This window comes from Streptomyces sp. NPDC058459 (assembly GCF_042721685.1).
In the GTDB taxonomy this organism is placed as follows: domain Bacteria; phylum Actinomycetota; class Actinomycetes; order Streptomycetales; family Streptomycetaceae; genus Streptomyces.
In genome coordinates, this window is the sequence record NZ_JBHXLV010000321.1 from 1 (window position 1) to 4682 (window position 4682).

The following is a 4682-nucleotide window of genomic DNA, read 5'->3' on the forward strand; positions in this document are numbered from 1 at the left end:
CTTCATAGGTCAGCGCGGGTCGCGCGAGGTCACCGTGAACTGGGCCCCGTCCTGGTCCCGCAGGACCGCCTCCCGCTCCGTCTCGCTCAGCACGCTGCCACCGTGCTTCTCGGCACCGCGGGCGCAGCGCGCCACGTCGTCGACCGAGAAATGGATCTGCCAGTGCGGCCGTACCGAGGGGTCGGGGGCCGCCTCCACCGCGCCGGAGTCGATCCGTGCCACCACGGTCCCCTGGCTGCGCAGCACCACCTCACCGCCCTCGTACTGGACCTCGCAGCAGCCCGGCTTCCCGGTGGCCCAGTCCAGCACCTCGCCGTAGAAGATCGCGGCGTCGAAGGCGTTGCGGGTGTGCAGGCGGATGAAGGCGGGGGCGGTGCGCTGCCAGGACTCCCAGTCGGAGAACAGATCGCCCTGCCAGACGCCGAAGGTCGCCCCGTCCCGGTCGGCGAGCAGCGCGCCCCGGCCGGGCGGGAAGGACAGCGGCCCCACCGCCGCCGTGCCGCCCCGCTCCCTGACCCGCGCCACCGCCACATCGGCGTCGGGGACGGCGAAGTACGGCGTCCAGGCCACCGCCGTCTGCCACATGCCCGCCACCGCGGCGATCCCCGCGATCGGCACCCCGTCCGCCAGCGCGATCCGGAAGTGGTCGCCCAGCCTGGCGTCGCGCCAGCGCCAGCCCAGCACCGCGCTGTAGAACTCCTCGGTGGCGTCGAGGTCGCGGCTGGTCAGGCTCACCCAGCACGGCGCGCCGAAGACGGAGTGCGTCGAGACGGCCTTCCTCGTCTTCCTCGATCCACCGCTGACGGATGTGTCGTGATTCATGACGGTCGCGTCCTGCTCTCGGGGCCCGGCGGCCACCGGTCTCGACCAGTGTCCGGCCGGAAGGGGGTCGGCTGCCTGTCGACTACCCCCGGGAAGGGCCCTGATGTGCGCTGACCTGCCATGGCCACACAGCGCGTCCCCGTCGTCACGCGGGCCGGCGGCGCTCCCCCGGAAGAGTGAATCATGCAGCGGACCGGAGCGCCGGGGGTGCGGTTCAGCCGGTCTCGGTGAGCAGTTCCTCGCGCAGCCGGTCGAAGCAGCCGCTCAGCAGCCGGGACACGTGCATCTGCGAGATACCGAGCTGCTCAGCGATCCCGCTCTGTGTCATGCCGCGGAAGAACCGCAGGTAGAGGATGGTGCGCTCGCGCTCGGGGAGCGCCGCGAGGCAGGGCTTCACGGCTGCCCGGTCCACCACGAGGTCGAAGCCGGGGTCCGGCTCGCCCAGGGAGTCACCGAGCGCGTACCCGTCCGTGCCCGCCACGTCGGCGTCCAGGGACAGCGCGGAGAAGCACTCCAGGGCCTCCATGCCGGTGCGCACCTCGTCCTCGGTGAGCCGGGTGTGCGCCGCCAGCTCGGCGACGGTGGGCGGACGGCCCGGAATGCTCTGCGCCAGCTCCTTGCCGGCGCCACGGACCCGGTTGCGCAGATCCTGCACCCGGCGCGGCACGTGCAGGGTCCACATGTGGTCCCGGAAGTGACGTTTGATCTCGCCGGTGATCGTGGGGACGGCGTACGCCTCGAAGGCGCGGCCGCGCTCCGGGTCGTAGTGGTCCACGGCCTTCACCAGGCCCAGGGCGGCCACCTGGTACAGATCCTCCAGTGACTCGCCGCGACCACGGAACCGGACGGCTATCCGCTCGGCCATGGGCAGCCACAGCCGCACCAGCTCGTCCCGCAGTGCCGTGCGCTCGGGACCCTCGGGCAGCTCGGCGAGCCGCGCGAAGGAGCGGGCCGTGTCGGGGGCGTCGTCGTGAGGGTGGGTTCTCGTGCTGCCAGATACAGACATCGCGTGCACTTCTCTCGCGGGCTGGGGCGACAGGCACATTCAGCACCGAAGTCCCTCCTCCCCAGTGTGCGGCAAAAACAAACAAACATGCCAATAACGGACGAAAGCCGTGTCGGTCTTGACCCGGTTTTGGACTGGGTGGCTCCATGGACGCGGGCCGTGAGAGGCGGTCGCCCGGAGTGATGTGCGGCACGCGTGCGAGCGGCGCCCCACAACCGCCCGGACGGTTTCTCCTGGGCACGGCTTGATCACCGAGCGAAGCGGGCGAACCGCCCGGCTAGGTGGCATTCCGCTCATTTGACAGTGGGCTGAGCGCACGGATAGACAGCAGCTCGCGGATGGTCGAGAGGGGCACTGTGTACGAGCCGAACGTGGTCGGTGACTGGCAGGAGTACGGCGAACACGCCGGTCTGCGGGTCCGCGTCCACCGTCTGGAGACGGCCGAACCGCCCCGGGGGCGCGACGACGCCGCGGCCGGGCTGACGTACTTCAGCGTCCGGGTGACCATCGAGAACCGGGGCACCCGCCCGGCCGGTGTCCAGCTGGAGGACGGTCAGATCGACATCCGGGTGGGCCAGGACGGGGAGGGCGCCTTCATCGACTGGCGGAACTCCCAGTTCATCGAGGGTTTCGACGTGCACCCGCTGCGCCGTGCCACCGCCGTCGTCCACGCGGCCGCCCCCGAGGCCGCGCTCAGCCATGTCGACGTCCAGATCCAGCTGCGGGTCGACGACGAGTGGACCGACCGCAGGCTGTGGGCTGGCGGCATCGGCCTCACCGAGACGGCGCAGGTGGCCACGGCCGCGGCCACCGGGCCGGACAGTCTGGCGCACCAGCTGACCGCGTTCCTCAAGGAGCGGACCGAGCCCGGCACCGCCTGACGCGCGCCGCCGGGGTCGGCTCCGGAGGATCAGGCGTTCGGGTCGAAGGGGATGCCGGACGGCTTCGCGGACGCCAGGTGCGAGGCGAAGTTCGAGTCCTTCAGACCGAAGTTGGCGCTGCCGAAGTCATAGCTGCTCAGCTTGTCGCGCAGACCGGGCGGGTACCCGTCCCAGCCGACCAGCGCCGGGTACTGCCAGGTGTGCTTGTGGTTCTCCGGCGGCTCGTCGTTGCTGCCCGCGAGCCGGAAGCAGTGCGTGCGGATGCCGTCCTTGTGGTAGACGGCCTTGGGGTGCGTGCCCTCGAAGCGGACCTCGGAGGCCGGGTGCACGGTGAAGGAGCCGTGGTTGGACGTCGACACGTACCGCGTCTGCCCGTCCTGCACCCACACCACCACGTGTTCCCAGTCGTTGCGGTGTCCGCCGAGGCTGCTGCCGGGCAGCGCCTGGTCCTTCTCGAAGTACAGGCCGTAGAGATAGCCGCACCAGCCGTTGTTGCACTTGGCGCGCGAGTAGCCGTTGGTGTTGTCCAGGTCCGAGGCGTCACGGCAGTTGCCGTTGAGCGCGCCGGTCGGGTTCAGGCCGGGGTTGACCGTGCCGTCGGGGCCGATCGCGGGCGTCGAGTAGCAGCCGTCCGTGTCGTAGTCGAACGCGGGCTCGTACTTCAGCTCCTCGGCCGTGGCGTTGACCGGGAGGGCGAGCGGGGGAGCGGCGAAGGCCGCGGCCGGGGAGGCGATCACGAGGGTGATGGCACCGGTGAGCGTGGCGAGCCAGCCGCCGCGCCGGCGGCGGGACGTGGACGAACTCACATCATCTCCAACTGGGCTGTGGGACAAGGCGGTTCAGCATCCCGACCGGACGCGTCGCTGCCAAGCCGTCCCATCTGTCCCACAGGTGAAATCCTGTCGGCGTCCTCGCTCAGGGCCCGTCGGGCAGATCCGCCGCCGACTCCTTCGGGGTCAGGTCCGGGCGCAGCCGCAGCCAGCTCGGCTGGCGCAGCAGCCCCGCCCGCGTCCGGGTGCTGAAGCCGACCTCGCCGACCAGCCGGGGCAGCACCCAGCGCGCCCCCGGAATCCGGGGCACGGGATCGAACGGGCACCGGTCGCTCGCGGCGGCCGCCAGCAGCGCGGCCAGCTCGGTGCGCTCACGCTCGCTCCAGCCGGTGCCCACCCGGCCCGCGTACACCAGCCGCCCCCCGGCACGCTGACCGACCAGCACCGCGCCCGGCTGCCCGGACAGCCGGCCCTTGCCGGGCAGCCAGCCGCCGACGATCACATCGGCGCTCCGGGTGTTCCGGATCTTGATCCAGTTCCGGGAGCGCACCCCCGGCTCGTACACGGAGTCCAGCCGCTTGCACACCACGCCTTCGAGACCGTGCTCCCGGGTTACCCGCAGCGCCTCGGCGCCGTGTCCCACCACCGCCCCCGGCACCGACCAGCGCGGACCGCTCAGGCCGAGCCCCTCCAACAGCGCCCTTCGTCGCGCGTACGGGGTCGCCAGCCGGGGGGAGCCGAGGTGGGGCACGTCGAACAGCACCAGGTGGACCGGCGCCCGCGCGGCCCGGTGCGCGGCCAGGGCCGGAGTGTGCGCGAGGCCCATCCGGTTCTGCAGCGCCTGGAAGTCCGCCCGCCCTGCCGCGTCCAGCGCCAGCACCTCGCCGTCCAGGATCGCGGGCGTGTCCCCCAAGGCAGCGGCCAGCGACCCGAGTTCGGGGTAGGCGGCCGTGATGTCCTCCCCGGAGCGGGCGCGCAGCAGCAGGCTTCCGTCGCCGGGCAGGTACACCGTCACCCGCTGCCCGTCCTGCTTGGTCTCGTACGCCCAGCGCGCGTCCCGCGCGGGCGGCGGCAGGGTGCCGGGGGTGGCGAGCATGGGAGGGACGAACGGCAGCGGGGCGACGGTCACGGCAGAACATGTCGACCGCGCCGGCCGTCATCACGCACCCCGCGTCGCGGAATCCCCTGAACGGCGGCCGGGGG

5 protein-coding genes are annotated in these 4682 nt (G+C 72.1%); 1 reads left to right on the plus strand and 4 read right to left on the minus strand.

Features of this window, described 5'->3' with window-relative positions; all coding sequences use genetic code 11:
• Positions 1-9 precede the first annotated feature (9 nt).
• Positions 10-822, minus strand: a complete 813-nt coding sequence (locus tag ACFWN1_RS31735) for a VOC family protein (RefSeq protein ID WP_384369714.1) — start codon at positions 820-822, stop codon at positions 10-12.
• A 214-nt stretch (positions 823-1036) separates the two neighbouring features.
• Complete coding sequence (locus ACFWN1_RS31740) at positions 1037-1828, minus strand: RNA polymerase sigma factor SigF (RefSeq protein ID WP_384369717.1); 792 nt, start codon at positions 1826-1828, stop codon at positions 1037-1039.
• A gap of 356 nt (positions 1829-2184) precedes the next feature.
• Between ACFWN1_RS31740 and ACFWN1_RS31745 the strand changes: the two genes are divergently transcribed.
• Complete coding sequence (locus tag ACFWN1_RS31745) at positions 2185-2709, plus strand: hypothetical protein (protein WP_384369720.1); 525 nt, start codon at positions 2185-2187, stop codon at positions 2707-2709.
• Positions 2710-2738: 29 nt separating this feature from the next.
• On the opposite strand, the gene ACFWN1_RS31750 is transcribed toward ACFWN1_RS31745, so the two are convergent.
• Together ACFWN1_RS31750 and ACFWN1_RS31755 are read right to left on the minus strand one after the other, a co-directional pair.
• Positions 2739-3515, minus strand: coding sequence for an NPP1 family protein (locus tag ACFWN1_RS31750; protein ID WP_384369723.1), 777 nt, complete (start codon positions 3513-3515; stop codon positions 2739-2741).
• A 109-nt stretch (positions 3516-3624) separates the two neighbouring features.
• The gene (locus ACFWN1_RS31755) at positions 3625-4575 is read right to left on the minus strand and encodes an ATP-dependent DNA ligase (protein WP_384369726.1); all 951 of its coding nucleotides are present in this window, start codon (positions 4573-4575) and stop codon (positions 3625-3627) included.
• Positions 4576-4682 lie beyond the last annotated feature (107 nt).

Excerpts from the sequence above, each read along its gene's own strand:
- ACFWN1_RS31740 (WP_384369717.1), bottom strand. The coding sequence starts at position 1,828 with ATGTCTGTATCTGGCAGCACGAGAACCCACCCTCACGACGACGCCCCC.
- ACFWN1_RS31735 (WP_384369714.1), bottom strand. The coding sequence starts at position 822 with ATGAATCACGACACATCCGTCAGCGGTGGATCGAGGAAGACGAGGAAG.
- ACFWN1_RS31755 (WP_384369726.1), bottom strand. The coding sequence starts at position 4,575 with ATGCTCGCCACCCCCGGCACCCTGCCGCCGCCCGCGCGGGACGCGCGC.